Annotated in this window: 28 protein-coding genes; 10 read left to right on the top strand and 18 right to left on the bottom strand. The window is 70.1% G+C overall.

Going from position 1 to position 24497, the window contains the following annotated elements:
• Positions 1-79: 79 nt before the first annotated feature.
• The gene (locus C438_RS17720) at positions 80-796 is read left to right on the top strand and encodes a TVP38/TMEM64 family protein (RefSeq protein ID WP_004971086.1); all 717 of its coding nucleotides are present in this window, start codon (positions 80-82) and stop codon (positions 794-796) included.
• On the opposite strand, the gene C438_RS17715 is transcribed toward C438_RS17720, so the two are convergent.
• On the bottom strand, positions 771-3620 hold the full coding sequence (locus tag C438_RS17715) for a cation-translocating P-type ATPase (protein ID WP_004971085.1): 2850 nt from the start codon (positions 3618-3620) through the stop codon (positions 771-773). The two genes, C438_RS17720 and C438_RS17715, sit on opposite strands and share 26 nt — an antisense overlap.
• Before the next feature lie 95 nt (positions 3621-3715).
• On the opposite strand from C438_RS17715, the gene fdhF reads away from it, so the two are divergent.
• Both fdhF and yqeC read left to right on the top strand, forming a co-directional pair.
• On the top strand, positions 3716-5758 hold the full coding sequence (gene fdhF / locus C438_RS17710) for a formate dehydrogenase subunit alpha (RefSeq protein ID WP_004971084.1): 2043 nt from the start codon (positions 3716-3718) through the stop codon (positions 5756-5758).
• The gene (gene yqeC / locus C438_RS17705; protein WP_004971083.1) at positions 5751-6509 is read left to right on the top strand and encodes a selenium cofactor biosynthesis protein YqeC; all 759 of its coding nucleotides are present in this window, start codon (positions 5751-5753) and stop codon (positions 6507-6509) included. Before fdhF ends, yqeC begins: the two co-directional genes overlap by 8 nt.
• 47 nt (positions 6510-6556) lie before the next feature.
• Here the strand turns inward: yqeC and C438_RS17700 are convergent, their stop codons facing one another.
• The 6 genes from C438_RS17700 to C438_RS17675 all read right to left on the bottom strand — a co-directional run bounded on the left by C438_RS17700 (position 6557) and on the right by C438_RS17675 (position 11489).
• Complete coding sequence (locus C438_RS17700; RefSeq protein ID WP_004971082.1) at positions 6557-6997, bottom strand: pyridoxamine 5'-phosphate oxidase family protein; 441 nt, start codon at positions 6995-6997, stop codon at positions 6557-6559.
• A gap of 72 nt (positions 6998-7069) precedes the next feature.
• On the bottom strand, positions 7070-7546 hold the full coding sequence (locus C438_RS17695; RefSeq protein ID WP_004971081.1) for a universal stress protein: 477 nt from the start codon (positions 7544-7546) through the stop codon (positions 7070-7072).
• A 30-nt stretch (positions 7547-7576) separates the two neighbouring features.
• Positions 7577-7897, bottom strand: a complete 321-nt coding sequence (locus C438_RS17690; protein ID WP_049918249.1) for a hypothetical protein — start codon at positions 7895-7897, stop codon at positions 7577-7579.
• Positions 7898-8009: 112 nt separating this feature from the next.
• The gene (locus tag C438_RS17685; RefSeq protein WP_004971079.1) at positions 8010-10472 is read right to left on the bottom strand and encodes a heavy metal translocating P-type ATPase; all 2463 of its coding nucleotides are present in this window, start codon (positions 10470-10472) and stop codon (positions 8010-8012) included.
• A 2-nt stretch (positions 10473-10474) separates the two neighbouring features.
• A complete protein-coding gene (locus tag C438_RS17680; RefSeq protein WP_004971078.1) occupies positions 10475-11269 on the bottom strand; it encodes a sulfite exporter TauE/SafE family protein in 795 nt (264 codons plus the stop codon).
• A 1-nt stretch (position 11270) separates the two neighbouring features.
• Positions 11271-11489: a hypothetical protein gene (locus tag C438_RS17675; RefSeq protein ID WP_004971077.1), complete on the bottom strand. Its 219-nt coding sequence runs from the start codon at positions 11487-11489 to the stop codon at positions 11271-11273.
• Between the two features lie 165 nt (positions 11490-11654).
• Between C438_RS17675 and C438_RS17670 the strand changes: the two genes are divergently transcribed.
• From C438_RS17670 to C438_RS17645, 6 genes are all read left to right on the top strand, one after another.
• Positions 11655-11882: a hypothetical protein gene (locus tag C438_RS17670; RefSeq protein WP_058565934.1), complete on the top strand. Its 228-nt coding sequence runs from the start codon at positions 11655-11657 to the stop codon at positions 11880-11882.
• A complete protein-coding gene (locus C438_RS17665; protein WP_004971076.1) occupies positions 11883-12422 on the top strand; it encodes a cytochrome c oxidase subunit II in 540 nt (179 codons plus the stop codon).
• Positions 12422-14191, top strand: coding sequence for a b(o/a)3-type cytochrome-c oxidase subunit 1 (locus C438_RS17660; RefSeq protein ID WP_004971075.1), 1770 nt, complete (start codon positions 12422-12424; stop codon positions 14189-14191). Before C438_RS17665 ends, C438_RS17660 begins: the two co-directional genes overlap by 1 nt.
• Positions 14188-14382: a hypothetical protein gene (locus C438_RS17655; RefSeq protein ID WP_004971074.1), complete on the top strand. Its 195-nt coding sequence runs from the start codon at positions 14188-14190 to the stop codon at positions 14380-14382. The genes C438_RS17660 and C438_RS17655 overlap by 4 nt, the downstream gene beginning before the upstream one ends.
• A 191-nt stretch (positions 14383-14573) precedes the next feature.
• On the top strand, positions 14574-14795 hold the full coding sequence (locus tag C438_RS17650; protein WP_004971073.1) for a hypothetical protein: 222 nt from the start codon (positions 14574-14576) through the stop codon (positions 14793-14795).
• Between the two features lie 161 nt (positions 14796-14956).
• Positions 14957-15388, top strand: coding sequence for a universal stress protein (locus C438_RS17645; protein ID WP_004971072.1), 432 nt, complete (start codon positions 14957-14959; stop codon positions 15386-15388).
• Between the two features lie 60 nt (positions 15389-15448).
• Here the strand turns inward: C438_RS17645 and C438_RS17640 are convergent, their stop codons facing one another.
• A complete protein-coding gene (locus C438_RS17640; protein WP_004971071.1) occupies positions 15449-15850 on the bottom strand; it encodes a hypothetical protein in 402 nt (133 codons plus the stop codon).
• A 58-nt stretch (positions 15851-15908) separates the two neighbouring features.
• A complete protein-coding gene (locus C438_RS17635) occupies positions 15909-16976 on the bottom strand; it encodes a S1C family serine protease (protein WP_004971070.1) in 1068 nt (355 codons plus the stop codon).
• A gap of 203 nt (positions 16977-17179) precedes the next feature.
• Between C438_RS17635 and C438_RS17630 the strand changes: the two genes are divergently transcribed.
• Positions 17180-17839: a bifunctional 4-hydroxy-2-oxoglutarate aldolase/2-dehydro-3-deoxy-phosphogluconate aldolase gene (locus C438_RS17630; protein WP_004971069.1), complete on the top strand. Its 660-nt coding sequence runs from the start codon at positions 17180-17182 to the stop codon at positions 17837-17839.
• A 130-nt stretch (positions 17840-17969) separates the two neighbouring features.
• Here the strand turns inward: C438_RS17630 and C438_RS17625 are convergent, their stop codons facing one another.
• From C438_RS17625 to C438_RS17590, 9 genes are all read right to left on the bottom strand, one after another.
• Positions 17970-18323, bottom strand: coding sequence for a type II toxin-antitoxin system PemK/MazF family toxin (locus C438_RS17625; protein WP_004971068.1), 354 nt, complete (start codon positions 18321-18323; stop codon positions 17970-17972).
• Positions 18320-18691: a MarR family transcriptional regulator gene (locus C438_RS17620; protein ID WP_004971067.1), complete on the bottom strand. Its 372-nt coding sequence runs from the start codon at positions 18689-18691 to the stop codon at positions 18320-18322. The genes C438_RS17625 and C438_RS17620 overlap by 4 nt, the downstream gene beginning before the upstream one ends.
• A 151-nt stretch (positions 18692-18842) precedes the next feature.
• Positions 18843-19538: a carbonic anhydrase gene (locus C438_RS17615; protein ID WP_004971066.1), complete on the bottom strand. Its 696-nt coding sequence runs from the start codon at positions 19536-19538 to the stop codon at positions 18843-18845.
• Between the two features lie 74 nt (positions 19539-19612).
• Positions 19613-21463, bottom strand: a complete 1851-nt coding sequence (locus C438_RS17610) for a PH domain-containing protein (protein WP_004971065.1) — start codon at positions 21461-21463, stop codon at positions 19613-19615.
• Entirely contained in the window at positions 21460-21924 is a 465-nt protein-coding gene (locus C438_RS17605) for a PH domain-containing protein (RefSeq protein ID WP_049918212.1), read from the bottom strand. The genes C438_RS17610 and C438_RS17605 overlap by 4 nt, the downstream gene beginning before the upstream one ends.
• A gap of 82 nt (positions 21925-22006) precedes the next feature.
• Positions 22007-22783, bottom strand: a complete 777-nt coding sequence (locus C438_RS17600; RefSeq protein ID WP_004971063.1) for a DUF7260 family protein — start codon at positions 22781-22783, stop codon at positions 22007-22009.
• On the bottom strand, positions 22774-23811 hold the full coding sequence (locus tag C438_RS17595) for a metallophosphoesterase family protein (protein ID WP_004971062.1): 1038 nt from the start codon (positions 23809-23811) through the stop codon (positions 22774-22776). Before C438_RS17595 ends, C438_RS17600 begins: the two co-directional genes overlap by 10 nt.
• A complete protein-coding gene (locus tag C438_RS20135) occupies positions 23808-23933 on the bottom strand; it encodes a hypothetical protein (RefSeq protein ID WP_004971061.1) in 126 nt (41 codons plus the stop codon). Before C438_RS20135 ends, C438_RS17595 begins: the two co-directional genes overlap by 4 nt.
• A 106-nt stretch (positions 23934-24039) precedes the next feature.
• Positions 24040-24486, bottom strand: a complete 447-nt coding sequence (locus C438_RS17590; RefSeq protein WP_004971060.1) for a hypothetical protein — start codon at positions 24484-24486, stop codon at positions 24040-24042.
• Between the last annotated feature and the right edge of the window lie 11 nt (positions 24487-24497).

Below are 24497 nucleotides of genomic sequence, written 5' to 3'. Positions count from 1 at the left end.
GTTCCGCCGGTGTCGTCGGCGTCCCGGCGGGGTCGCGGGTCGCGCCGGGCTTTTCCCCGCGGCGTGCGAGTAGCCACCCGTGTTATCCGTCCCCGAACTGTTCGAATCGCGGCGCGACCGGTGGCGGACGCTCGCGCTCGCCGTCGTCGCCGTGGCCGTCGTCGCGCTCGTCGGAACGACGCTCGTCGACCGATTCCCGTTTCTCGCCGACCCGACGGCGCTTCGGGCGTGGCTCCTCGGGTTCGGAGCGCTCGCGCCCCTCGCTTTTGTCGGCGTGCAAATCGCGCAGGTCATCGTCGCGCCCATCCCCGGGCAGGCGCTCGGGTTCGCCAGCGGCTACCTGTTCGGCGCGCTCTGGGGGACGGTCTACAGCATGGTCGGCATCGTCCTCGGGACGGCGCTCGCGGTGAGTCTCGCGCGATTCCTCGGCCGCCCGTACGTCGAGCGGGTCGTCACGCCCGACGCGCTCTCCGTGTTCGACGACGCGATGGAGACCCACGGGCTGGCCGTCCTCTTTCTCGTCTTTCTCGTTCCCGGCCTCCCCGACGACGCCATCTGCTTCGCCGCCGGTCTCACCGACATCCCGGTCCGCAGGATAATTCTCGTCGCGGCGGTGGGTCGGCTCCCCGGCTTCCTGCTCGTGAACCTCGCGGGCGCGGCCGCCGCCGACGGCAACGCCGAACTCACCTCGGTGTTCGTGGGCGCGTTGCTCGCCGCCTCGGTCCTCGGCTACCTCTACCGCGACCGACTCATGGGCGCGCTCGGGTCGCTCACGGAGCGAACAGCCGGTCGTTGAGCCACACCAGACACAGGTTCGCCGCGAGGAACGGGACGAACGCGCCCGCGACCCAGCCCCACTCCGTGAGGCCGAGCGGGACGACGCCGAAGAGGTCGGCGACCGGCGTGTACAGGAGGACGAGGTGGAGCGCGAGCGACAGCCCGACCGCGCCGAGGAGCCACGGGTTCGAAAGCGGCGACAGCCGGTAGCGGAGCCGCACCGACTGCGTGCGGACCAACTCGGCGGTGACGAGGAACGTGAACAGCACCGTCTGGGCGACGACGAGGTCGCCGGAGCGGTCGAGCGCGTAGAAGAACACGCCCAGCCCGGTCGCGGTGAGCGCGACGCCGATGCCGAGAATCGAGGCCATGGTCCGGCGGTCGAGAACGCCCTCGTCGCGGGGGCGCGGCGGCCTGTGCATCACGTCGTCCGACTTGGGGTCCGCGCCGAGCGCGAGCGCGGGGAAGCCGTCGGTGACGAGATTGAGCCACAGGAGCGCGACGGGCGTGATGACGAGCGCCGACTCGGACGCGAACGTCCCGGGGAACAGCGCCGCGCCGAGGAGCGTCCCGAGGAAGACGACGAGCACCTCGCCGGCGTTCGCCGACAGCAGGTAGTTGACGAACTTGCGGATGTTGTCGAAGATGCCGCGGCCCTCCGCGATGGCGTCGCGGATGGTGACGAAGTTGTCGTCGCGGAGCACCACGTCCGACGCGCCCTGTGCGACCTGCGTCCCGCGGTCGCCCATGGCGATGCCCACGTCGGCGTTGCCGAGCGCGGGCGCGTCGTTGACGCCGTCGCCGGTCATCGCCACCGTGTAGCCCGCGTCCTGAAGCGCCCGGAGGATGCGGACCTTGTGCTCGGGTGCGACGCGGGCGAACACGTTGGTCTCCTCGACGACCCGGCCGAGTTCCTCGTCGTCCATTGCGGCGACCTCGGTCCCCGTGACGACCGAGTCGGCGTCGATGCCGACCTCGCGGGCGATGGCGCGGGCCGTTCGCGGGGTGTCGCCGGTCGCCATCGTCACCCGCACGCCGGCGTCGAGGCAGTCGGCGACCGCCTCGGCGACGCCCTCGCGCGCCGGGTCGGTCATGCCCTGTAGCCCGAGGAAGACGAGCCCCGATTCGAGCGTCTCGTCGTCGGCGTCGGGGTCCGCCTCGGGCGCGTAGGCGAACCCGAGCACGCGGAGTGCGTCGTCGGCGAAGGCGGTCACGGTCGCTTCGACCCGCTCGCGGCGCTCGTCGGTGAACGGCTCGATTGCCCCGTCGACGAGGACGCGGTCGCACCGCGCGACGATTTCCTCGGGCGCGCCCTTCACGAGCGCGACGGGGCCGTCGCCGGGCGCGTCGAAGTCGGCCACGACGACCGACATGCGCTTTCGCTCGGAGGTGAACGGGACCTCGCGGAGCCTGTCGTCGGGGTCGCGCGAGCCGTCGAGGCCCGCGTCGGCGGCGGCGCTCACGAGCGCGACTTCGGTGGGGTCGCCGCGGTGGTCGCCGCCGTCGAGTTCTTTGGTGTCGTTACAGCGGGCACCGCAGGACAGGAGCGCCGCGAGCGCCGGGTCCGAGTCCGGGTCGGGGTCCGGATTCGTGGCGGTCGCGGCTTCCGAGTCGGCCGCGGCCGACGCGCCGCCGTTTTCGGACGCAGACGCGGCGACGGCCGACGCCGCCCCGTCGCCCAGTCCGACCGTCCGGTCGTCCGGGAGCCACGCGCGGGTGACGGTCATGCGGTTTTCGGTCAGCGTCCCCGTCTTGTCGGTGACGATGTAGTCGACCGCGCCGAGGCTCTCGACGACCGCGAGGTTGCGGACGAGCGCGTTGCGCTCCATGAGCGTCCGCGACCCGAGCGCGAGGGTGAGCGTGACGACCGCCGGCAGTCCCTCGGGGACGGCCGCGACCGCCAGCGTGACGGCGACGAGGAGCACGACCACCGGGTCGGTCGCGGTGAGGAACAGCTGGACCGCCGCGATGAGCAGGATGAGCGCGACGATGCCGACGCCGATGCGGCGGCCGAGGCGGTCGACCTCGATTTCGAACGGCGTCTCGCGCTGGCGGGCCTGCCCGATTTGGTCGGCGATGGCCCCGAGTTCGGTGTCCATCGCGGTGGCGACGACGACGGCCTCCGCGCGCCCTCTGACGACCGTGGTTCCGGCGTGGAGGACGCTCCCCCGGTCAGCCAGCGCCGCGTCGGATTCGACCGCGTCGGCCGCTTTGTCCACCGGGACGCTCTCGCCGGTCAGCGTCGATTCGTCGGCGCGGCAGTCGGCCGCGGTGAGGATACGGGCGTCGGCGGGGACGGCGTCGCCCGCTTCGAGGACGACCACGTCGCCCGGGACGACCTCGGTCGCGGGGACCGCCCGAATCGAGCCGCCGCGTCGGACCGTCGCCTCCGGCGTCGCCATCTCCCGGAGCGCCGCGAGCGCCTGCTCGGCGCGGTAGTCCTGTACGAAGCCGAACAGGCCGTTTCCGAAGAGGATGAGCAGGATGAGCGCCGCGTCGGTGTACCCCGGTTCGCGGCCGGGCAGGAGGCCGACGGCGAGCGAGAGGCCCGCGGCGACGAAAAGCAGGAGGATGAGCGGCCCGGTGAACTGCGAGACGAGGAGCGAAAGCGGCGAGACGCTCTCCTCGTCGGCGAGTTCGTTCGGTCCCTCCTCGTCGAGTCGACGGGCCGCGTCGTCGGGGTCGAGTCCGTCGCGGCTCGACCCGAGTCGCTCCAGCGCCGCCTCGCCGTCGAGCGCGTGCCACGGGACGCCCTCGCGTCTGCTCGCTTCCTCGGCCTCCCGATGCGCGGTTGCCTGCTCGTGCACGGTTCGACCGAACGACACGAACCGACGTATGTCCACCGGCGATTTTCACCCCGCCGCAGTCGGCGGTACGATGAATACCGTTCGGGTCGCACGTTCGACCATGTGTGTGGTGTGTCAGCGTGTCTAAACGGGTGGCGACATCGAGCGAGAGCGTCTGTCCGTACTGCGGCGTCGGCTGTGGCATCCGCTACGACGCCGACCGCGGGAGCGCAGTCGGGTGGAACGGCCCGGTCAACAGGCGGGGCGAACTCTGTCCGAAGGGGGCCGCGGCGTGGGACGTCGTCGAGCACGACGAGCGGCTGACCACCCCGCTGGTGCGAGTGAACGGTCGGCTCGTCGAGGCGACGTGGGACGAGGCGTTCGACCGCATCGAACGCGAGTTCTCCCGCGTCGTCGCCGACCACGGCCCGGACTCGCTGTTCTTCTTCTCGTCGTCGAACTGCACGAACGAGGAGAACTACCTGCTTCAGAAGACGGCGCGGGCGCTCGGGACGAACAACATCGACAACTGCGCGCGGCTCTGTCACGCCTCGACGGTGGCGGCGATGGGCGACCGCTTCGGCGCGGGGGCGATGACGAACTCGCTTTCGGACCTCGGCGAGGCCGACGTGTTCCTCGTGACCGGCGCGAACCCCGCCGAACAGCACCCGGTCATCTTCCGGTCGTACCTGCTTCCGGCGCTCAAGTCGGGGACGACGATGATTCACGTCGACCCCCGCGAGAACCAGACGACGAAGGCGGCGGACATCCACCTCCCGGTGAAGCCGGGGTTCGACATCCCGCTTCTCAACGCGATGGCCGCCGTCATCGTCGAGGAGGGACTGGTCGACGAGGCGTTCGTCGCCGAGCGAACCACGGGGTTCGAGGCGCTCCGCGAGTCCCTCTCCGCGCTCGATATCGACGCGGAGGCCGAGCGCGCGGGCGTCGACCCGGCGGACCTCAGGGCCGCCGCGAGAGCCTACGGCGAGGCCGGCCGCGCGGCCATCTTCACCGGGATGGGGATGAGCCAGCACCACTGCGGCACCGACAACGTGCAGGCGCTCATCAACCTCCCACTGCTGACCGGCAACGTCGGGAAGGCGGGCACCGGCGTCAATCCGCTCCGCGGGCAGAACAACGTGCAGGGCGCGGGCGACGTGGGCGCGCTCCCGAACGTCCTGCCGGGGTACCGCCCCGTCACAGACGACGACGCCCGAGCCGCCATCGCGGACGTGTGGGGGTTCGAACCCCCCGCCCTGCCGGGGCTCACGGAGGTCGAAGCCACCCACCGCTTCGGCGACGAGGTGCGGGCGGCCTACGTCTTCGGCGAGAACCCCGCCGTGACCGAGCCGAACGCGAACCGCGTCCGCGAGGCGTTCGAATCCCTCGACTTCTGCGTCGTCCACGACGTGTTCCCGACCGAGACGGTCGAGTTCGCGGACGTGGTGCTTCCCGGGAGCGTCTGGGCCGAGAAGTCGGGGACGGTGACGAACACCGACCGGCAGGTCATCCGGATGAACCGGAACGTCGCGCCGCCGGGCGACGCCCGCGCCGACCTCGACATCCTCCGGGAGTTCGCCGCCCGCGTGGCCGGCCTCGACGCGCCGGCGACCCCCGAGGGCGTCTTCGACGAACTCCGGCGGGTGACGCCCATCTACGCCGGGATGTCGTACGACGGCATCGGCGCGGGGAGCCAGCGCTGGCCGTTCCCCGAGGGCGCGACCGAGGGGACCGCAATCCTCCACGCCGACGCGTTCGAATCGGGGTCGAAGACCGCCCCGTTCCGGGCGGTCGAACACGTCGACCCGGCGGACCCCGTCGCCGACGGCGAACTCGTGCTCGTGACGGGGCGGGTCCTCCAGCACTTCAACAGCGGCGCGCTCACCCGCCGCTCGGGCGTGCTGATGCGGATGCGCGGCGAGGACAGCCTGCAGATTCACCCCGACGACGCCGCCGCCCGCGGCATCGAAGACGGGGCGACCGTCCGCGTCGAAAACGACCGCGGCGAAATCGCGGTCGCGGCCGAGGTGACGCCGGCCGTCCGCCGCGGGACCGTCTTCGCCACGTTCCACTACGCGGAACCGCTCGTGAACCGACTGACCGGCGACGCGCTCGACCCGACCGCGAAGATACCCGAGTACAAACACAGCGCCGTCCGCGTGACGGTCGAACCGGGGGCGGCGGCCGATGACTGACGACCCGTCTGCGCCCCCCGCGTCGCTTCCGACGCTCGCCGACGCCCTCGGCATCGGCCCGGACGACCTCGTCTGCGCCGTCGGCGCGGGCGGCAAGAAGTCGCTTCTCTACCGACTCGCCCGCGACCTCGACGGCGTGGTCACGAGCACCGTCCGCATCCCAATCTTCGACGACGAGGTGGCCGAGGTGGTCGTCACCGACGACCCCGAGACCGCCGTCGCGGAGACGCCGACCCGACCGCTCGGCGTCGTCCCGGAACGCGAACGCTCCGACCGCTACCGCGGCTACGACCCGGCGACGGTCGACCGAATCGCGCGCGCCACCGACGACGTGGTGCTCGTCAAGGCCGACGGCGCGCGCTCGCGCTGGCTGAAAGCGCCCGGCGAGAACGAACCGCGACTCCCGGACGCGGCCGACCTCGTCTGCCCGGTCGCCAGCGTCCGTGTCGTCGGCGAACCGCTTTCCGACGAGCGCGTCCACCGACCGGAACTCGTCTCCGACGTGTCGGGGACGGCCGTCGGCGACGCGATATCCGCGTGGGACGTGGCCGCCGTGCTGTCGAACGACCGCGGCGGGATGAAGGGCGTCCCCGAGACGGCGCGGGTCGTCCCGGTGCTCAACATGGTCGACGACGAGCGACTGGCCGAGACGGCCGGAGAAATCGCGCGGTGGCTCTGCGAGCACCCCCGCGTCGACCGCGTGGTGGCGACCGCCCTCGACGCCGACGACCCGGTCGTCGGATTCTACTGACTCGGCCCCGCCCCGGTCGCGGGGGACTCGTTCCGCCGTCGCGGCGACTATCTGGCGGTCTCGCGGCCCGTCAGCTCGTCGAGTTCGAGTTCGACGAGGTGGAAGTCGAGGTCGTCGACCTCCTCGTCGAACACGCGGACGCCGCCGAACAGCTCGTTTATCCTCGCCGCGTCGGGGCGTTCGTCGTCCGGGAGGACGCGAATCGCCCCGCGGGCCATGATGCTCCAGGAGTCTTCGCCCGCGTCCTCGTAGCAGACGAACGTCGCCTCTTCCGTCTCCTCGATGAACGCGAGCTTCTCGCTTCCGCCGTCGTCGGTCAGGCGGAACAGGAGCCGCCCGCCGTCGGGGTCGTAGAAGACGTGCGCGGGAATCGCATACGAGCGGCCGCCGTCGGCCAGCGACAGCACGCCCGACGAGGCGTTCGACAGGCGTTCGGCGACCGTTTCGGGGTCGGTGCCGACGGTGTAGACGAATCTGATATCTCGCATACGTGACGTTCGCGGCCGCGACACATGAAACGGTGGTGCACCGAAGCCGGGGTCGCCGGCTTCGGGTCGGCCTCAGGGAAGATAGAAGTGCGACTTCGGGAACCGCCGGTGAATCTCTGGGGGCGCGTGGCGGACGATGTGCACGTCGTGGGCGTCGTCGCTCGCGACGTTCCCGCCGACGCTGACGAGCGGGACGACGACCCGGCCCGCGTTCTCGCTCCCGACGAAGATGACGCTCGCGTCCGTCTCGGCCGCGACCGTCTTGAGCTCCGCGACGATGTTCCCGGGCGCGGGGTCCCGCCCGACCGTGACCGCCTGAAACGACGCCGACGGCGCGATATCGACCGCGGTCTCGTGGAGCTCTCCGACGACCGTCTGCCGGTCGAACACCTCCCGCGACGGGACCCACCCCGCCTCGACGGCGTACGCCGAGTCGTCGGGGACCACGGCGACCGCGAGCACGTCGTGGCCGGTGGCCGACGCGAACCGCGCGGCTCTGTCGAGCGCGGCGTTCGCCAGCCGAGAGCCGTCGTAGGCGACGAGGTACATACGTGTCGCTCGTGTAGCGACCGTGATAAATCAGTCGTCGGCTATCGATTCGATTCGCTCGCCCGACGACGCGAGCCGGTCGAGCGCCTCCTGTGCGGCGTCGCTCACGGCGTCGGCGTCGCGGTAGGAGTCGCCGAGACCCACCTCGCGGCGGTGCCACTCGCCGTCGGCGAGGGCGAAGATATCGACCCACCAGTAGAGCGTCAGCCCCCGCGCGAACTCGGTGATGGTGACGCGCCGGTCCGAGTCGGGCGACTCGTAGACGGTCTTGGCGCTCGCCTCGTCGGTGTCCACGTCGGTCTCGACGGTCCACCCCTCCGGAACGGCGAGCGAGAAGGGGTCGTCTGTCATCATCGTTCCCGACGAGACGGAGCGACTTGACTGGTCCGCTTTCGGCGACCGTCGCGGGGAGGCGACCGAGCGGCCGGCCGTGTCGCTCTCTCGGCGCTCGGGAGCCGGCGGCTCAGTCGAGCGACCGCGCCGAGTTGGCGACGACGAGCAGGCTCGACGTGCCCATGGCGACGGCGGCGAAAAGCGGGTTGAGCACGCCGAGGGCGGCCAGCGGGATGGCGACCGCGTTGTAGCCGAACGCCCACGCGAGGTTGCCGCGGATGCGGCGGTTCACCCCGGTCGAAAGCGAGAACACCTCGGGAATCGCGTCGATGTCGCGGCCGACGAGCACCGCGTCGGCGGCGTCGCCCGCGATGTCCGTCCCCGTGCCGAGCGCGATGCCGATGTCGGCGGCGGCGAGCGCGGGCGCGTCGTTGCTCCCGTCGCCGACCATCGCCACGGTGCCCCGGGCGCGGAGGCGCTCGACCGTCTCGGCTTTCGCCTCCGGCGGGACGCCCGCGAACACGTCTGTCACGTCCGGGTGGTCGCGGAAGCGCCGCGCGGCGCGCTCGGAGTCGCCCGTGAGGACCACGACCTCGCGCCGGCCGCCGTCGGCGACGGCCGCGACCACGTCGTTCCACGCCTCTCGCGGTTCGTCGCCGACGACGAGCACCGCCCGAGAGCGCCCGCCCCACCCGACGACGACGGGAACCGCGCCCTCGTCGCGGGCGGCTTCGACGGCGGTCTCGTGGGCCGGAGCGAGCGTCACGCCCTCGTCGCGGAGGAGCGACGGGTGACCGACGACGACGCGCCCGCGCTCGTCGCCGACCTCGCCGGAGACGCCGCGGTCGTGGACGGTCACGTCGTCCGCGGAAACGTCGGGAATCGCCGCGGTCGCGTCCGCCGCCTCGATTCGGGCTTCGGCCGCCTCCACGACGGCGGTCGCGAGCGGGTGCGCCGAGAAGCGTTCCAGCGCGGCGGCCGCGGCGACTGCGGCGGTTTCATCGTCGCCGACGACCCGAAGCACTGCCATGTCGCCATCGGTGAGCGTCCCGGTCTTGTCGAAGACGACCACGTCCACGTCGGGGACGGCCTCGAAGACGGCCTCGGAGGCGATGACGATGCCCCGGCTCGCGGCCTCCTTGATGCCCGAGGCGACCGCCAGGGGCGTGGCGAGGCCGAGCGCGCAGGGACACGAGACGATGAGCACCGTGAGGCCGACGAGGAGCGCGTCGGTCGGCGTGCCGCCGCTGAACAGCGTCCAGCCGAAGGCGACGGCGGCGAGGACGAGCACCGTCGGGACGAAGATGGTCGCCAGTTTGTCGGCGAGGCGCTGGACGCCCGAGCGGGCGCTCTGGATGTCCCAGAGCAGTTCGACCAGCCGGTCGAGCGTGCTCGTCGCGTCCTCGCCGACCGCGACGACGAGCGGGCGGTCGGTGACGACGGTGCCGCCGAGCACGTCGTCGCCGGGGCGCTTCGTCCGCGGCATCGACTCGCCGGTGACGAGCGCCTCGTCGACCGCCGCGGTCCCCTCGCGGACGGTGCCGTCGACCGGGACGCGCTCGCCCGGTCGGACCTCCACGAGGTCGCCCGGTTCGAGCGCGTCGAGCGCGACCATCTCGACGCCGCCGTCGCCGGAGCCGTCAGCGTCGCCCGCGACTCTGCGGCGGGCCTCCGAGACGCGGGAGGCCGCGAGGTCAGAGAGCATCCCGGCGGCCTTCCGCTTGATGCGGTCCTCGTAGTAGTTGCCGAGCGTGACGACGAGGATGATGGCGACGGTCACGTCGAAGTAGACGTGCGTCTCGCCGACGAGGACGGCGGCAGTCGAGTAGACGTAGGCGCTCGTCGCGGCCAGCGAGACGAGCAGGTCCATGTTCGGCTGGCCGGCGCGGAGGCTGACGAGCGCCCCCCGAAGGATGGGAAAGCCGGTGTAGAACAGGACGATGGAGGTCATCACCCAGATGTTGCCGAGGATGTAGACGCCGTCGAACACGCCGAGTTCGACCACCGGCTGGAAGCCGACGTAGGTCGGGTACAGAAACAGGACGTACCACAGCATCACCATCATGCCGAAGACGCCGCCGCCGATGACGAACCGCGCGACCTGATTGTCCGAGCGCTCGGCCGCCTCGCGCTCCTCGGGGTCGCGCGTGCCGTAGCCGTAGCGCGCGAGCGTCCCCGACAGCCCGTCTAAGTCGGCGGCTTCGGGGTCGTAGGTGACGCGGACCATGTCGTTGGCGTAGCTGGCTTCCGCGGCGTAGACGCCCTCGCAGGTCCGCGCGGTCCCCGAGACGAACGCCTCGCAGGTGGCGCAGTGCATCCCGTCGACGGCCATGTAGGTCCGCTCGGCGTCGTCGGGCACCTCGTCGGCCTCGCCCGCGAGTTCGCGCTCGACCGTCTCGGGGTCGGCGCTCGCGGCGTCGCCGAGCGCGCGGGTGATTTCGAGACAGCCGCGACAGCAGAACTCGCCGGCAACGTCGTCGCCGGTGACCGGCGGCGTCGGCGTCGGCAGTCCGCAGAGGTCACAGCCCTCGTCGTCATTGCCGGCGTCGCTTCCGCCGCCGGCCGACCCGCGGGACCGCGTCGTCGTCGACATCGTCACAACGGTTGGTAGAAGGGCACGTGAAGGTGCGGGACCGACACGCCCAGAAGCATCAGCCCGTGCGACAGCGGGATGTAGCCGAGGACGAGGAACGCCGCGCCGAGCGCCCGGTGGAGCGTCGCCCGCCGGCGCGCCGAGACGCGGCCGAGGAGCGTCCCGTAGAGGAACAGCGTCGGAATCGTCCCGAGGCCGAGCAGGCCGAGTAAGGCGGCGGCCCGGAGCGGGTCGCCCGTCGAGAAGGCGTAGAGGTACGCCGGGTAGATGATGGGACACGGGAGCAGGCCGTGAATCGCTCCGAGACCGAGGATTCGCGGGCCGCCGACGAGGCTATCGACGCGGGCGGTCGCCCACCCGCTGACGCGGCCGAACAGGCGCGTGACCGCGGTCGGGGTGAATCGGTCGATGGCGGTCGACCGGCCGACGAGGTAGCCGACGCCGGTGAGGATGATGGCGGCCCCGACGAGCAGGCCGGTCGTCGCGCGGACGCCGCTGCCGACGGCGGTCACCGAGTCGAACGCGTCGAAAAACAGGCCGCCGACGAGGGCGAAGACGGCGCCGATGGCGGCGTAGCTCAGCGCCCGACCGACGTTGAACAGGGCGTGTTGGCGGACCTGTCGGAGCGTGAGCGACCGGCTGTCGACGCCCTCGCGGTCGGCGAGGCGGTCGGCGTAGACGGTGACGAGCGGGCCGCACATCCCGAGGCAGTGGGCCCCGCCGAAGAGGCCGACGAGGAGGAACGCGACCGCTTCGGGGGTCGCGGCCGGCAGTCCGAGCGAGATGCCTCCGTCCATCTCAGGCGGCGTGTTCGGCGTCGGTCTCGGCGTCGGCGTCGCCGTCGTGGCCGTGTCCGCCCTCGGTCGGACTCATGAGGAGGAAGATGGTCGCGGAGATGAGAAGCACGTTGATGGCCGTGACGACCCCTGCGAGGGGGTTTTGCGTCACGCCGAAGATGACCGCTGGCAAGAGCGCGAGCAGTGCGACGGTTCCGGCGCGTCGAGGCGTGAGTTCCATACCGGTCCATTCGCGACCACGGTGTTTCTGATTTCGCCCATTCCCACCGCGTTGGAATGGGGTGTTCCGTTAAAGTCCCGTTATTCCTCATGACCGGGTATGGCCGTTGATTCGACAGCAGAGGGAGCCGCGTCCTCTGCCGCGCGCACTTCCACCGACGGAGGCGTGCCAGCAAACGCGGATTCCCAAGGTGATTCCGGGCAGGCGGACCCTCCCGTGGACTCTATCGTCGGGACGGCCGACGACGGCATCGTTCGCGAACTCGAACACGACGACTTCGACCCGGTCGGAACGCTCGTGCTCGTGCTCATCTACATGGCGATTCTCATCGGCATGTGGGTGTTCATGTACTTCGTCGAGTTCCTCGGACGGGGCCTCACGGTGGTGGGATAGATGGAGATACACGCCTACGAGAAACTCTGGTTGGCGCTGGCGCTCGTCCTCATCGTCGGGTTCATCGGGACGATTACCTACGGGGCCGCCGGCGCGGGTATCGAGATGATAGACGACGAGGGTGGCACGGTCGACCCGGCCACGCTCGACCAGCACCCGAAGTTCGGCGACCCCGGCATCGAGCGGACCGGTGAGAACAGCTACGACGTGTACGTGGTCGCGCGGCAGTTCGTCTTCGAACCGGGGACGACTCAGCCGCTCCGCGTTCCCGCCGACAGCACGGTCACGTTCCACGTGACCGCCGCCGACGTCATCCACGGCTTCGAAGTCGTCGGCACGAACGCGAACACGATGGCCATCCCCGGGCAGGTCTCGGAGTTCACCGTTCAGTTCGAAGAGCCCGGCGAGTACGGGATGCTGTGCAACGAGTACTGTGGCTCCGGCCACCACGTGATGGAAGGGAAGATTGTGGTTATGGAACAGGACGAATTCGACAGCTGGTACGAACAGCAACAGGCGGACGGGGAGGCTGAGAACTGATGGCGACCGCATCCGGCGGAAGCGAGTTCGTCGATAAGTTCCCCGACGAGGCGGCAATCGTCAAGGCGAGTTTCCTCATCGCGTTCGTCTCGCTCGGCATCGGCGCCTTCTTCGGCCTCATTCAGGCGCTCCACCGGACGAACGTCCTCCGCGTCATCGACTCGGCGGACTACTACACGGTGCTGACGGGTCACGGCGTGCTTCTCGCCATCGTCTTCACCATCTTCTTCCTCTGTGGGGTGTTCCACTGGGCGGTCGCCAGAAGCCTCGACCGACCCGCCGAAAGCGCGCTGTTTTCGTGGGCGTGGGTCGGCCTGATGACGACGGGCACGGTGCTCGCAACCGTCGCTATCCTCGGCGGCTTCGTCCCGAACCTCGGCATGAGCGCGGACGTGCTGTTCACGTTCTACGCGCCGTTGCAGGCGCACCCGATATTCTACATCGGCCTCGCGATGTTCATCGTCGGCACGTGGCTCGCCGGCGCGGACTGGTTCCTCTCGTACCGCGCGTGGCGGAAGAACCACGAGGACGAGCGCATCCCGCTACAGACGTTCATGGTCCTCACGACCATGATTATGTGGTACGTCTCCACCCTCGGCGTCGCCGTTTCGGTGGTGTTCTTCCTCATCCCGTGGTCGCTCGGCCTCATCGAGAGCGTCAACCCGCTTCTGACGCGGACGCTCTTTTGGTACTTCGGCCACCCCATCGTCTACTTCTGGCTGATGCCGGCGTACCTGCTTTGGTACACCGTGCTCCCCAAGCTCGCGGGCGGGCGGCTGTTCAGCGACCCGCTCGCACGCGTGGTGTTCCTGTTGTTCCTCCTGCTTTCGACCCCGGTCGGGATTCACCACCAGTACCTCGACCCGGGCATCGCGGAGGGCTTCAAGTTCATCGCCATGACGAACACGATGTTCCTGCTCCTCCCGTCGTTGCTCACGGCCTTTACGGTCGTCGCCAGCGTCGAACACGGCGCGCGCCAGCGCGGCGGTGAGGGTTACCTCCGCTGGCTCGGCGCGCTCCCGTGGCGCGACCCCGCCTTTACCGGCATGGCGCTCGCCGGCGCGATGTTCGCCGCCGGCGGCTTCTCCGGCATGATCAACGCCGGGATGAACATCAACTACCTCATCCACAACACGCTGTGGGTGCCGGGGCACTTCCACCTCACCGTCGGCACGGCCGTCGCGCTGACGATGATGGCCGGGTCGTACTGGCTCGTCCCGCAGGTCACGGGCACGAAGCTCTACAGCCGGCCCATCGGCCTCCTGCAGGTCATCATGTGGTTCGTCGGCATGGTGTTCATGTCGAACGCGATGCACCGCGCCGGACTCGCCGGCATCCCGCGGCGCACCGCCGAACCGCAGTACCAGAACTTCGAGTTCCTGACGCCCATCGGGAGCATCTTCGAGCTTCGGGTGCAGATCGCCCTCGGCGGGACGCTCCTGTTCCTGTCGGTGGTGCTGTTCCTGTTCAACATCCTCCTGACCTCGCTCGGCGAGGAGTCCGACCGGCCGGTCGACTCCTACCTTCCCGAGCCGCTTTCGGGGCCCGAGGGAAGCCCGCGCGTCCTCGACAACCTCGCGATGTGGACCGGTATCGCGGCGGTGCTCGTCGTGCTCGCGTACACGCTTCCGCTGGCCGGCATCATCCAGAACGGCGGCGGGCTGTTCGGCGGCGGCCTCCCTGTCCCGGCGACCGTCTCTGCCGGCTTCGACCTCGTGGCCACGACGGTCACGAGCGCGTTCAACACCCTCTGGGGGGTGGTCGCGTGAAGCTCACGAAGGCGCGGGCGCTCATCCTCATCGCGTTCAGCGTCCCCGTCGCCATCGAACTCCGCACGGTCGCGGGCTTCTTCAACGTGGAGCTCCCGCTCATCGCCGTGGCGGTCATCGAGTTCCTCTTTCTCGCCCTGCTGTTCGTGCTGTACGGACTGTACGGCGAGGGGTCGGAGTCGGCGGCGTAGCTGACAGCCGACGCCTCGAACGCCGTTTCGACGCCTGATTTTCCGCATCGTCGCCGCGAACCCCGCCACGCGACGACCGCCGAACCGACATAAAACCCCCGCGATAGCGGGGGAGACGCCCGGTCAGTTTCCCGGCCGCTGGGAAGCAGTCTCCGTTTATATTGGGTCGTCTCGCCTACGTCTAAGCGACCATGAGCAACCTCGACTTGATGAAGGCCGGCATCGGCCTCGCGGTCGTCATCGGTATCGCCCTCACGGCTATCGCGGGCTACGCGCTGTTTACGACGTTCGGCGGCGTCGACGGCCTGACCGTCGCACCTGAACTCCTCGTGTCCGTCCTCTTCGGCGGCCTGCTCGTCGCGGCCGCCGCGAGCGCCCACCGGGTCGCGCCCAAGCCGCGCACCCGCGTCTGAGGCGTTCGACACCGACCGCACCGCGGCTCCGCTGACCTCCATGCTCCGTTTTCCGACCCGCCGAGCGACCGCGCCGGGCGGACTGTCACGACCCCCTCGAACCGACGCCTGCCGCGCCGCCGAGGGGAAAAGCGATATCGACGGAGAGCCAATAGAATGACATGTACGACACCGTTTTCGTCCCCACCGACGGGAGCGCTCGCTCTCGCGCGGCGGCCCGTCGGGCAATCGACCTCGCGAGCGCCTACGGCGCGGCGATTCACGTCCTCGCGGTCGTCGACGTCGGCGACCTCGGGCTGTGGACGGCCGCCGACGTCCCGGTCGAGCGAGTGCGCACGAGCCTCCGGGACGCCGCCGAGATGGCCGTCGAGGAGGTCGCATCGCTCGCCGGAGACGCGGGCGTCGACTGCGAGACCGAAATCCGAATCGGCGTCCCGTACCGGGAGATTCTCGACGCGGTCGCCGAGGCCGACGCGGACCTCGTGGTGATGGCGACCCACGGGCGGACCGGCCTCGAACACGCGATTCTCGGGAGCACGACCGAACGGGTCGTCAGGCTCGCCGAGGTTCCCGTGTTGACCGTCAGAGAGTGAGCGCGGACTCGCTCGCTCGGAGCCAAAGCCAAAGCCGGAGTCGGAGCCGCTCGACCGGACTCAGACCAGCGCTCTGAGCCCGTCGCGGAGCGCTCGCCGGCCGTAGACCGCGAGGCCGACGGCCCCGGCCCCGCCCAACAGGAGCGGAATCACGTCGAAGCCGTCGACCGCCAGTCGGAGCGCCCCCCAGACGAGGAACGCCGCGGCCTGCGCGACGTAGAACGCGAGGGTTCCGTTGAACGGGACGAAGCCGCCGGCGAGGAAGACCACACAGAGGAGCGCGATGCCGACCACGTCGGCGCTCATCGGCGGGAGCCAACCGAAGGCGACCGCGCCGACGGCGAAGGCACAGAAGACGACGCCGACCGCCAGCCGGAACGGGGCGATTTCGGCGAACAGCGACTTGTCCGGCGGAACGACGTTCGAGCCGCCGTCGGCCGGTGTTGTAGATGTCGGAGGCACAGTCGCACGTTCGTCCGGAACTGTCAAAATTCTATTCTCTCGTGCGGCCGCGGTCCGCTTACTCCACGGGGATGCGACTGCCGCCGCCACCCTCGCTTCGGTCGTCGCGGTCGACGGCGGGGCGCTCGTCGAGTTCGACGACGAGCGTCAGCGGGTCGCCCTCGCGGACGATGCCGACGGCGACGGGTTCGCCGGGGCGGGTCTCGGTGATGAGATAGCGCATCAGTTCCTCGTGCGTGCGGACCGGGTTGCCCTCGATGGCGACGAGCACGTCGCCGCCGACGGGGACCGAAGCGCCGCGGTAGTCGGCCGTCCCGCGACAGCCGTGCAGGAAGCCCTCGTCTCCGTCTGCACCTGCGGCGTCGACGACGAGGACGCCGTGGGGCGCGTCGAGGCCGTTCGCCTCGGCGACGCTCGGCGTCACGTCGAGGGTGCGCGCCCGGAGGTACGAGTGGCGGTAGCGGCCGTCGGCGACGAGCGCCGGGAGAATGCGGTCGGAGATGACCGGTGAGACGGCGAAGCCGATGTTGTCGCCCTGCTTGGCGCGGTTGACGCCGACGACCTCGTAGGCGAACTCGGCATCATCGGCGGCGGCGTCGGCGTTGCCGTCGGATTCCCCGGTGGCGAATCCGACGAGCGGCCCGCCCGAGTTGCCGGGGTTGATGGGGGCGTCCGTCTGGACCACGTCCGGGATGGCGAACCCGTTCGAGGTGGGAAGCGACCGGTTCGCCCCGGAGACGATGCCCGCCGAGATGGAGCCGTCGAGGCCGAGCGGGTTGCCGAGCGCGGCGACCGACCGCCCCGGCGCGGGGTTCTCGGTCGCCAGCGGGAGCGCCGCGGCGTCGCCGGGCAGGTCGTCGACGGCGACGACGGCGAGGTCGGTGTAGGCGTCGGCACCGACGACCTCGCCGACGCGCCACGACCCGTCTGCGAACCGGAGTTCGACCCGACCGGCGTCTTCGGCGTCGGCGAGCCGCGAGACGTGCTCGTTGGTGACGAGATGCCGGTCGTCGTAGACGAAGGCGCTCCCCGCCCCGCCGGGACGGCGGCGGCCGCCGACGTAGACGGAGACGACCGAGGGGATGACGTCGCGGTACAGCGCTTCGAAATCGGGATGCGTTGGCATGGTGGTGCGACGGGGCGGCACATACCGCTCGGGCGTCGCTTACCTCGGGTTAGTGCCCAGTGGATTTGAGCGTGTCGCGTGGTGACAACGGACACGACTGTCACGGGCGGCGACCCGGTCAGTGGCGGCGGCCCGGGGTGCGAGCGAAACGATGCCGCGAGGCCCCCAATTTAATACTATCTGTAGTAAACGTCGAGACAGCAATGGTCGCACTCGACGTACACGAGGACATGCAACGACTCGCCGACAGCGGCGTCGTCGCGGTGATGCGCGGCGCGGACGCGGACACCATCATCGACGTGGCCGACGCGCTCCACGAGGGCGGCGTCACCGCCTACGAAATCACGGCCGACAACCCCGACGCGATGGACCTCATCCGCGAGGTGTCGGCGTCCTTTTCGGACCGCGAAGCCATCGTCGGCGCTGGGACCGTCCTCGACGCGCCGACCGCCAACGCGGCCATCCAGGCCGGCGCGGAGTTCGTCGTCGGCCCGAACTTCGACGAGGGCGTCGTCGAGACCTGCAACCGCTACGGGACGCTCGTCGCGCCGGGCATCATGACGCCGACCGAGGCGACCGACGCGTACTCCGCGGGCGCTGACCTCGTGAAGGTGTTCCCCGCCTCCTCGCTCGGCCCCGGCCACCTCAAGAGCATGAAGGGGCCGCTCCCGCAGATTCCGATGATGCCGACCGGCGGCGTCGGCCTCGACAACGCCGCGGACTACATCGAGGCCGGCGCGGTCGTCGTCGGCGCGGGCGGCGCGCTCATGGACGACGAGGCAATCGAAAACGGCGACTTCGAAGTCATCACCGAGACGGCCCGCGAGTTCTCGAACGTCATCGACGACGCTCGGGATAACTGAGGAAAAGCGGCGGGGCGCTCGGAATCGGGGCGGAAAACTATCCGGTTCTTTTCGGCGTTTTAGTGCTGTGTTGTCGGAATCGTGCGTGCCCTGTATTCAGCACGTCTCCGCGGCGACTATCAGACGGTCTCTATTCGAGATAGCCAATCAACGACTGAACTGCGTCCTCGACGAGTCCATCGGTTAGCGTCCCTTGCCAGTAGTCGATATCCCCGCTCCCGAGTGACTGGATGCCCCAAGGGACGATACGGCTATCGTCGGGAGTGCCACCCCGCGTCCAACTCGCCTCGGGTATTTCGAGAAATTCCTCGTGCCACGTCTTTGTCGTCAACGTCAACGCGATGTACTGGTCGCCGTGGAACGGTTGCCCCTCGTGGTTCGAGATGACGAGCCACGGGCGCGCGCCCTCATCGCCCTTGAATGGGTCGTCACCGTAGACGACGTCCCCGGGTTCGTACGTCGGGGAGTTCGCTCCGTCCGTCACTCCTCGTCCCTCAGACTCGGATGGGCTTCGTCCGGCGCGTGTTCTCGCCACTCGTCTTTGTTCTCGGCTCCCAGTCGTTCGTTGAACAGTGCCGTCGCTCGTTCGTATCCGCCGTACGAGTGCAGTCGGTCCTCGTCAGTCGTGACCGCCCAGTAGGTCGCCTTGTGTTCGACGAGTTCGCGTTGCTTCAACCGAGTGAGCGCAGTGCTCACCGCCCCCTCGTCGAGGTCCGTCTGTGCGGCAATCTCACGGGCCTGAAACGCCCGGTCGTCGTGGGCGACGAGGAATCCGAGGACGTGGTCCGGGACAGACAGGTCCGTGAGTTCCTCTTCACTCGTGTTCTCGAAGGTCTCCCTGTCTATCGACATCGCTGAATGAAAGTACGGTTCCCAGCGATAAGAGTGTAGCTAGTGAAATCCGTGAAAATACGCTCGCTATGAGCCTTTCCACTACCTATCCCGGAACTCACGGTTTCGACAGAATCAGACTCTCCGACTCGAACTCCCAGTCAATCGCTTCTTACCGAATCGACTGCACGCGCCCCTCAAACCCCTCGGGAGCCACGTCCGCGAGCGCGTCGGGGTCCGACTCGCCGTTGGCCGCGACGAGGTAGGCCGCGCCGTCGTCGTCGCCGTAGACGCGCTGGAAGTCGTAGACGAAGCCCCAGCAGTCGGTCGCCTCGGGCACCTCGTCGCTCTCGGTGAGGTACTCCACCTGCCGGACGACCGCGTACTCGACGAGTCGGTTGACCGCCTCGCCGCCCGGCGTGTCCGCGTCGAACACGCCGAGTTCGCGGGCCTCCTCGACGAGCGGGACGAGCCGGGAGACGGCGGCTTCGACCGCCGCGGGCAGGTCCCCGACGCTCCCGTCGGTGACCGTCTCGTAGGCCGCCGTCACCGCACCACAGCCCGTGTGCCCGAGGACGACGATATCTGTCGACTTGAGCGCCGACACGGCGTAGCCGACGGCGTCGTTGACGACGAGTCGCCCGTCGACCTCGGTCCACACCTGGTTGCCGACGTTGACCGACGTGAACAGCTCGCCGGCCCTGTCGGCGCTCCAGACCGCGTCGGCGGGGACGCGGGAGTCCGAACAGCTCACCGAGACCACCGCCGGCGACTGCGCCTCGCGGACGCCCTCGAAGTGGTCGGCGCCGAGGCTCTCGACGTGTCGCGCGTTCCCGGCCAAGAGCGACTCCAGCGCTGTTCGCGTCATTGGATTACGTTGCACCTCCGCGTCAATATAGCTCCCCGCTCGTCGCGGTGTTCACCGCGGTCGGTCGGCTCCGGCTAGCGGCCGTCATCATCCGATTCGTCGTCTCCGGACTCGGCCGACGCGCCCCAGATGAAGGGGTCGTCGGCCTCCTGTTCGACCTCCGTCTCCTCGCTCTCGCCTTCGTCTTCGTCTTCTTCGCCTTCTCTCTCGCCCTCGTCTTCATCTTCGATTTCGGGTTCGCTCTCATTCTCGCCTTCGTCTTCGCCTCCTCCCTCGCCTTCGTCTTCGTTTTCCGCGGTCGTCGGCTCGGCCTCCTCGACGAACGCGGGCGTTTCGCTCACGCCGCTCTCGGTGTCGGTGACCGCTCCCGAATCCGACGCGTCGGCGTCGCGGTCCGGTTCCGCGGCGCGGATGCCGAGGGCGGCCTGTCGGGACTGCCGTCGCGCCTCGCGGCGCGCCGAGAGCGCCTCGCGGAGGCGGCCGTTCAGCGTCTCCCGAAGCTCCGCCGCGTCGGCGACTTCGATGTCCACGGCGGTCGCGTCGCCGCCGACGAGGGAGATGCTCCCCGCGGTGTCGGCCGTGACCGTCGAGACGCGCCAGCGGCGCTGGAAAATCGTCCGGCGCTCGATGACCGTCTGCACCCGGTAGTAGGGGACAACGCGCGTCTCGCGCTTCCAGAACCCGTTTCGGGTGACGAAGTGGTCCTCGGCGAGCGCGTAGCCGCGGTGCCGCCACTGGAGCGCGCCGGCGACGACGGCCACCGGGACGAGCGCCAGCGGGACGAACCACGGAATCTCCTGCGGGAGGAACCGATTCGCGCCGTAGAGCGCGAGCGTCGCCGCCCCGAGGACGAGCGAGTAGCGGACGGCGTAGCGCCGGCGGATGCGCGTCGGCGGCCCCTCGAACGTCGGTAGTTCGACGCCTTCGAGGTCGGCGACGAGGCCGAGCACGCGGTCGCGGGTCGCGAGCGGGATGGCCGCCTCGGAGCCGCGACTGGCGCGGCCCGACCCGTTTGTCCCGTCGGAGCCGGGCGCGTAGCCCGCCGTCTCCACGAGGAGCGTCGCGTAGCCGAACCGGCGCTTCAGGGGGTTGTCCTCGACGGTGAGCGTCTGGAGCTTGTCGAGGGGAATCGACCCGTTGTAGCGCTGGAGGAGGCCGCGTTCGTACTGGAGTTCGTCGCCGACGCGGGTCAGCCGGAAGCCGTAGTAGTTCAGCACCGCGGAGGCGAAGCCGGCGGCCCACGAGACGAGCGCGACGAGGAGGACCAGCGCGACGATGCCGACCCCCGCGGCCGCGGCGCTCCCGGTGGGGAGTGGCACGTCCACGTACGACGCGACGATGGGGAAGGCGGTGGAGCCGAACACGAAGACGAGCCCGGGCAGTCGGAGGTCGAACGACAGCGCGCCGACGATGGCCAGCTCACGGGGCGTCAGTTCGAACAGTAGTTCCTGTTCCGGCTCGGGCGCGTCGCCGTCTTTGCCGCCGCGTTTCAGGCGGGCGACCTCCGACTGGATGCGGCGGGCTTCCTCGTAGCTGACGAAGCGGAGACTGCCCTCGGTCTCGCCGCCGCCCGCGGTTTCGAGGTTCACGGCGGCGATGCCGACCAGCCGCTGGGCGACGTTGCGGGAGATGTCGACGTTCTGGATGCGGCGGTAGGGAATCTCGCGGTTGCGCCGGGAGAACACGCCCGACCGAATGTCCAGCGTGTCCGGCGTGAGTTCGTACTCGAACCGGCGGAAGTAGGCGATTTCGTAGCCGGCGATGCCGAGCACGGCGACGCCGACGAGCGCGACGGCTCCGAGACCGCCGAGGACGCCGCCGAAGGCGGTCCCGCCGGTGAACGCGAAGAAGGCGAGCGCGAACGCGACGCTGGCGCTTCGCTGGACCGCCCGGTAGGGGACCGAAAGCGGCGACAGCCGGGTCATACCGCGTCGTCGCCCTCGGACGCGATTGCGAGGCGCTTCAGTCGGTCCTGGAGGTCCTCCGCACCCTCGGGGGTCAGCCCCGGAACCGACACGTCAGCGCCGCGGGAGCCGGCGGTGTAGACGACGGTCGACGCGAGGCCGACGAGCCGTTCGAGCGGGCCGCGGGTCGAGTCGACGTGCTGGACCCGGACGAACGGGACCACGGTGTTGACCTTGGTGAGGACGCCGCGCTGGAGGTACAGCGAGTCGTCGCGGACCTCGTAGCCCCACGCCCGATACCGGAGGAGCGCGAAGCCGACGCCGACGACGAGGAAGACGCCGCCGACCGCGACGGGGACGAACGTCGGTATCGACACGGGCGCGAACAGCGTCGCCGCGGTCGCCACGCCGCCGGCGGCGAGCGCGAACACGACCGCTCGGGCGACCCAGAGAATACGGATACGGGGGTGGAGGCGATTCACGGGAATCCCTCCGAGCGCGTGAACATCGTATACTCCGGCGTCTCCTCGAACGGGTAAATAACTGTGGCCGGGGCGAATCGGCTTACGGTGTCGCGGCGAGCCGGCGCTCGACCCGGCGGGTCGCGGTATCGAGCGTCGTCCCGACCTCCGCGAGCGTCGCGAGCACGGGGTACCGGACCGACAGGTCGGCGTAGAAGAACTCCGTCACGTCCGGCACCAGCGCCGAGAGCGCCCGCCGGTGGTGTGAAATCGTCTCCTGTCGCGCCGCGACGAGTGCTTCGAGTCGCTCGCGGAGCGCCGATAGCTCCTCGTAGAGCGCCAACAGCGCGTCGAAGCCGCGTTCGGACAGCGGCGTCCGGTCGAGGTCGCCGAGCCGCCCGAGGAGCGCTTCGATATCGTCGCGCATCGACGCCACGGACTCGGCCTCCTCGTCGACGACTTCGATGAACTTCTCGCGCTCGTCCAGCGACGACGCGGCCGCCGCCGCGACCGTACGCCGGAGCGCCGGCGAGAGGACGCTCGCCGACTGGAACGCGGTCGCCACGTCCGGGCCGAACTCGGCGGCGAGGCTCTCCTCGAAGGCGTCGCCGTACTCCTCGTCGTAGTGCGGGACGGACATCACGGTCCGCTCGTAGCTCCGGCGCAGTCCGGAGAGCGCGGCGTCGGTTCCGCCCCGCTGGCCCCGCTGGCCGACGAGCGTCGCGGCGGCGGGCGTCCGAGTCGGAGCCGACGCCGTCGCCTGCGACGCGGCGACCTCGCGGCGGAACGCCCGGAACGCCTCGCGTTCGTCAACACAGCGGCGACGCTCGGCGCGGAGTGCCTCGCGGGCGTCGGCGAGGCGGTCGAGACTCACCGCCATCGAACCGCCCCCGGAACGTCCGAGCCGACGACCCGCCGCGGCGGCGTCCGCTCGTCGACGAGCGGGAGCGCCGACAGCTGTCCGCGGTCGGCGTGCGCGGCGATGCCCTGTCCGTGGGCGGCCCCGCTGGCGGCGAGGGTGTACGCCTCGGCCATGCCCTTCGGTCCCGCGAGCGGGACGAGTCGGACCGTCGTCCCGCGGCGGTCGACGTCGACGAGGATGAACGACTGCGGGAACGAGCAGGTCGCCGGGGCGATGAGTTCTCGGACGCCGGCTCGCACCGCCGTCGCGGGCCAGTGGATGTGCCCGGAGAGCACGAGCGGCGCGTCGTGGCGCGCGAGCACCGCGGCGAGTTCGTCGGCGTTGCGGAGCTGGTAGAAGTCGGCGTCGGGGAACTGTCCGGTGTGTCGGCGGGGGTGGAAGACGTTGTGGTGGAGGACGACGACCGGGGTCGTCGCGTCAGCGAGGACGGCGTCGAGCCAGCGGAGTTGAGAGCCGGGAACGGCCCCCTCGTGGGTGTCGGTGAGGGCGAGGTCCGGGCCGCCGCTGGCGGAGTCGAGACCGACGATATCGACGCCGCCGACCCGGCGGACGAACGGGAGGGAGCCGCCGGCGTAGCGCGCCGCGAACTCGGCCGGCGTCGGGGCGTCGTAGTCGTCCCAGCGCTTCGGCACGTCGTGGTTGCCGGGAACCGCGACCCGCGGCCCCGGCAGGTCGCGGAGGAGTTCGTCGACTACGTTGTACTCCTCGGGGCGGCCGTCGCGGGTCAGGTCGCCGAGGAGGACCGTCGCGTCCACGTCGAGGTCGGCGATGGTCGAGACGGCGGTCCGAAGCCGCGTCTCGCTCCGGTGGTAGGCTTTCCACGTGCCGGAGCCCGTCGGCGTGACGTGCGGGTCGGCGACGACCGCGAGCCGGGTCGGCGTCTCCGAGACCGGTCGGCCGAGGCGCGCGAGCACCGGGCCGGGACCTCGCTCGGCCGACCTCCCGACCGGCGACGTTCCGAGGGCCGACGGGGCGTCCGGACTCATCGGTCGATGGTCCGCGTGAACGTCCCCAGCGCGGTCTCCCGGTGGATGCGTATCCGCCCGGTGTCGGGACACAGCTCGATTCGAAGCGGCGACTCGGTGGCGCGCGTCTCGTCCCCGTGCATACACGTGGACCCACCCGGACCGAGCCCATAAACATGTCGTACAGAATATATATTTTCGAACGTAGATATAGATACTCTACGGAGTCCTCGGGAGTCGGCGCCGGCGTCAGTTGAGGAGCAGGCCGGCGTCGACGAGGAGCAAGACGGCGACGAGCGCGGCACCGAGGTAGAACGGCGCGGCCTTCTCGGCGGGCGTGCGGACCTTCTTCTCCGCGAGGCCGTCTTTCGCGCGGGACCGACCGACTTCGACGAGGCCGGTCAGGACGAACCAGAGCACGAGCATCCCGAGAACGAGGTGGCCGCGGCCGGTGCCGAACAGGCTCTCGGCGGTGTAGCGCGTGCCGGCGAGGTGGCCGCCGGTCGCGAACATCACGAGCGAGGCCCCGCGGGACCACATCGTCAGCCGGGAGACGACCGATTCGAACGCGGCGGCGCGGATGTTCCCGGCGCGGGCGGTCGGCAACACGGCGAGCGCGAAAAAGAGGACGCTCCCCGTCCAGAGTCCGCCGACGACGAGGTGGAGCGTTGCCATCACGGTGTCGATGAGTGCCATGTCCGTCGGGT

Source organism: Haloferax denitrificans ATCC 35960 (genome assembly GCF_000337795.1).
GTDB lineage: Archaea > Halobacteriota > Halobacteria > Halobacteriales > Haloferacaceae > Haloferax > Haloferax denitrificans.
The sequence above is the reverse complement of the archived record's forward strand: the minus strand, read 5'-3'. Positions and strand labels throughout refer to the sequence as shown.

Excerpts from the sequence above, each read along its gene's own strand:
- yqeC (WP_004971083.1), top strand. The coding sequence starts at position 5,751 with ATGACTGACGACCCGTCTGCGCCCCCCGCGTCGCTTCCGACGCTCGCC.
- C438_RS17700 (WP_004971082.1), bottom strand. The coding sequence starts at position 6,997 with ATGCGAGATATCAGATTCGTCTACACCGTCGGCACCGACCCCGAAACG.
- C438_RS17695 (WP_004971081.1), bottom strand. The coding sequence starts at position 7,546 with ATGTACCTCGTCGCCTACGACGGCTCTCGGCTGGCGAACGCCGCGCTC.
- C438_RS17690 (WP_049918249.1), bottom strand. The coding sequence starts at position 7,897 with ATGACAGACGACCCCTTCTCGCTCGCCGTTCCGGAGGGGTGGACCGTC.
- C438_RS17685 (WP_004971079.1), bottom strand. The coding sequence starts at position 10,472 with ATGTCGACGACGACGCGGTCCCGCGGGTCGGCCGGCGGCGGAAGCGAC.
- C438_RS17680 (WP_004971078.1), bottom strand. The coding sequence starts at position 11,269 with ATGGACGGAGGCATCTCGCTCGGACTGCCGGCCGCGACCCCCGAAGCG.
- C438_RS17675 (WP_004971077.1), bottom strand. The coding sequence starts at position 11,489 with ATGGAACTCACGCCTCGACGCGCCGGAACCGTCGCACTGCTCGCGCTC.
- C438_RS17665 (WP_004971076.1), top strand. The coding sequence starts at position 11,883 with ATGGAGATACACGCCTACGAGAAACTCTGGTTGGCGCTGGCGCTCGTC.
- C438_RS17660 (WP_004971075.1), top strand. The coding sequence starts at position 12,422 with ATGGCGACCGCATCCGGCGGAAGCGAGTTCGTCGATAAGTTCCCCGAC.
- C438_RS17650 (WP_004971073.1), top strand. The coding sequence starts at position 14,574 with ATGAGCAACCTCGACTTGATGAAGGCCGGCATCGGCCTCGCGGTCGTC.
- C438_RS17645 (WP_004971072.1), top strand. The coding sequence starts at position 14,957 with ATGTACGACACCGTTTTCGTCCCCACCGACGGGAGCGCTCGCTCTCGC.
- C438_RS17635 (WP_004971070.1), bottom strand. The coding sequence starts at position 16,976 with ATGCCAACGCATCCCGATTTCGAAGCGCTGTACCGCGACGTCATCCCC.
- C438_RS17630 (WP_004971069.1), top strand. The coding sequence starts at position 17,180 with ATGGTCGCACTCGACGTACACGAGGACATGCAACGACTCGCCGACAGC.
- C438_RS17620 (WP_004971067.1), bottom strand. The coding sequence starts at position 18,691 with ATGTCGATAGACAGGGAGACCTTCGAGAACACGAGTGAAGAGGAACTC.
- C438_RS17615 (WP_004971066.1), bottom strand. The coding sequence starts at position 19,538 with ATGACGCGAACAGCGCTGGAGTCGCTCTTGGCCGGGAACGCGCGACAC.
- C438_RS17610 (WP_004971065.1), bottom strand. The coding sequence starts at position 21,463 with ATGACCCGGCTGTCGCCGCTTTCGGTCCCCTACCGGGCGGTCCAGCGA.
- C438_RS17600 (WP_004971063.1), bottom strand. The coding sequence starts at position 22,783 with ATGGCGGTGAGTCTCGACCGCCTCGCCGACGCCCGCGAGGCACTCCGC.
- C438_RS17595 (WP_004971062.1), bottom strand. The coding sequence starts at position 23,811 with ATGAGTCCGGACGCCCCGTCGGCCCTCGGAACGTCGCCGGTCGGGAGG.
- C438_RS20135 (WP_004971061.1), bottom strand. The coding sequence starts at position 23,933 with ATGCACGGGGACGAGACGCGCGCCACCGAGTCGCCGCTTCGAATCGAG.
- C438_RS17590 (WP_004971060.1), bottom strand. The coding sequence starts at position 24,486 with ATGGCACTCATCGACACCGTGATGGCAACGCTCCACCTCGTCGTCGGC.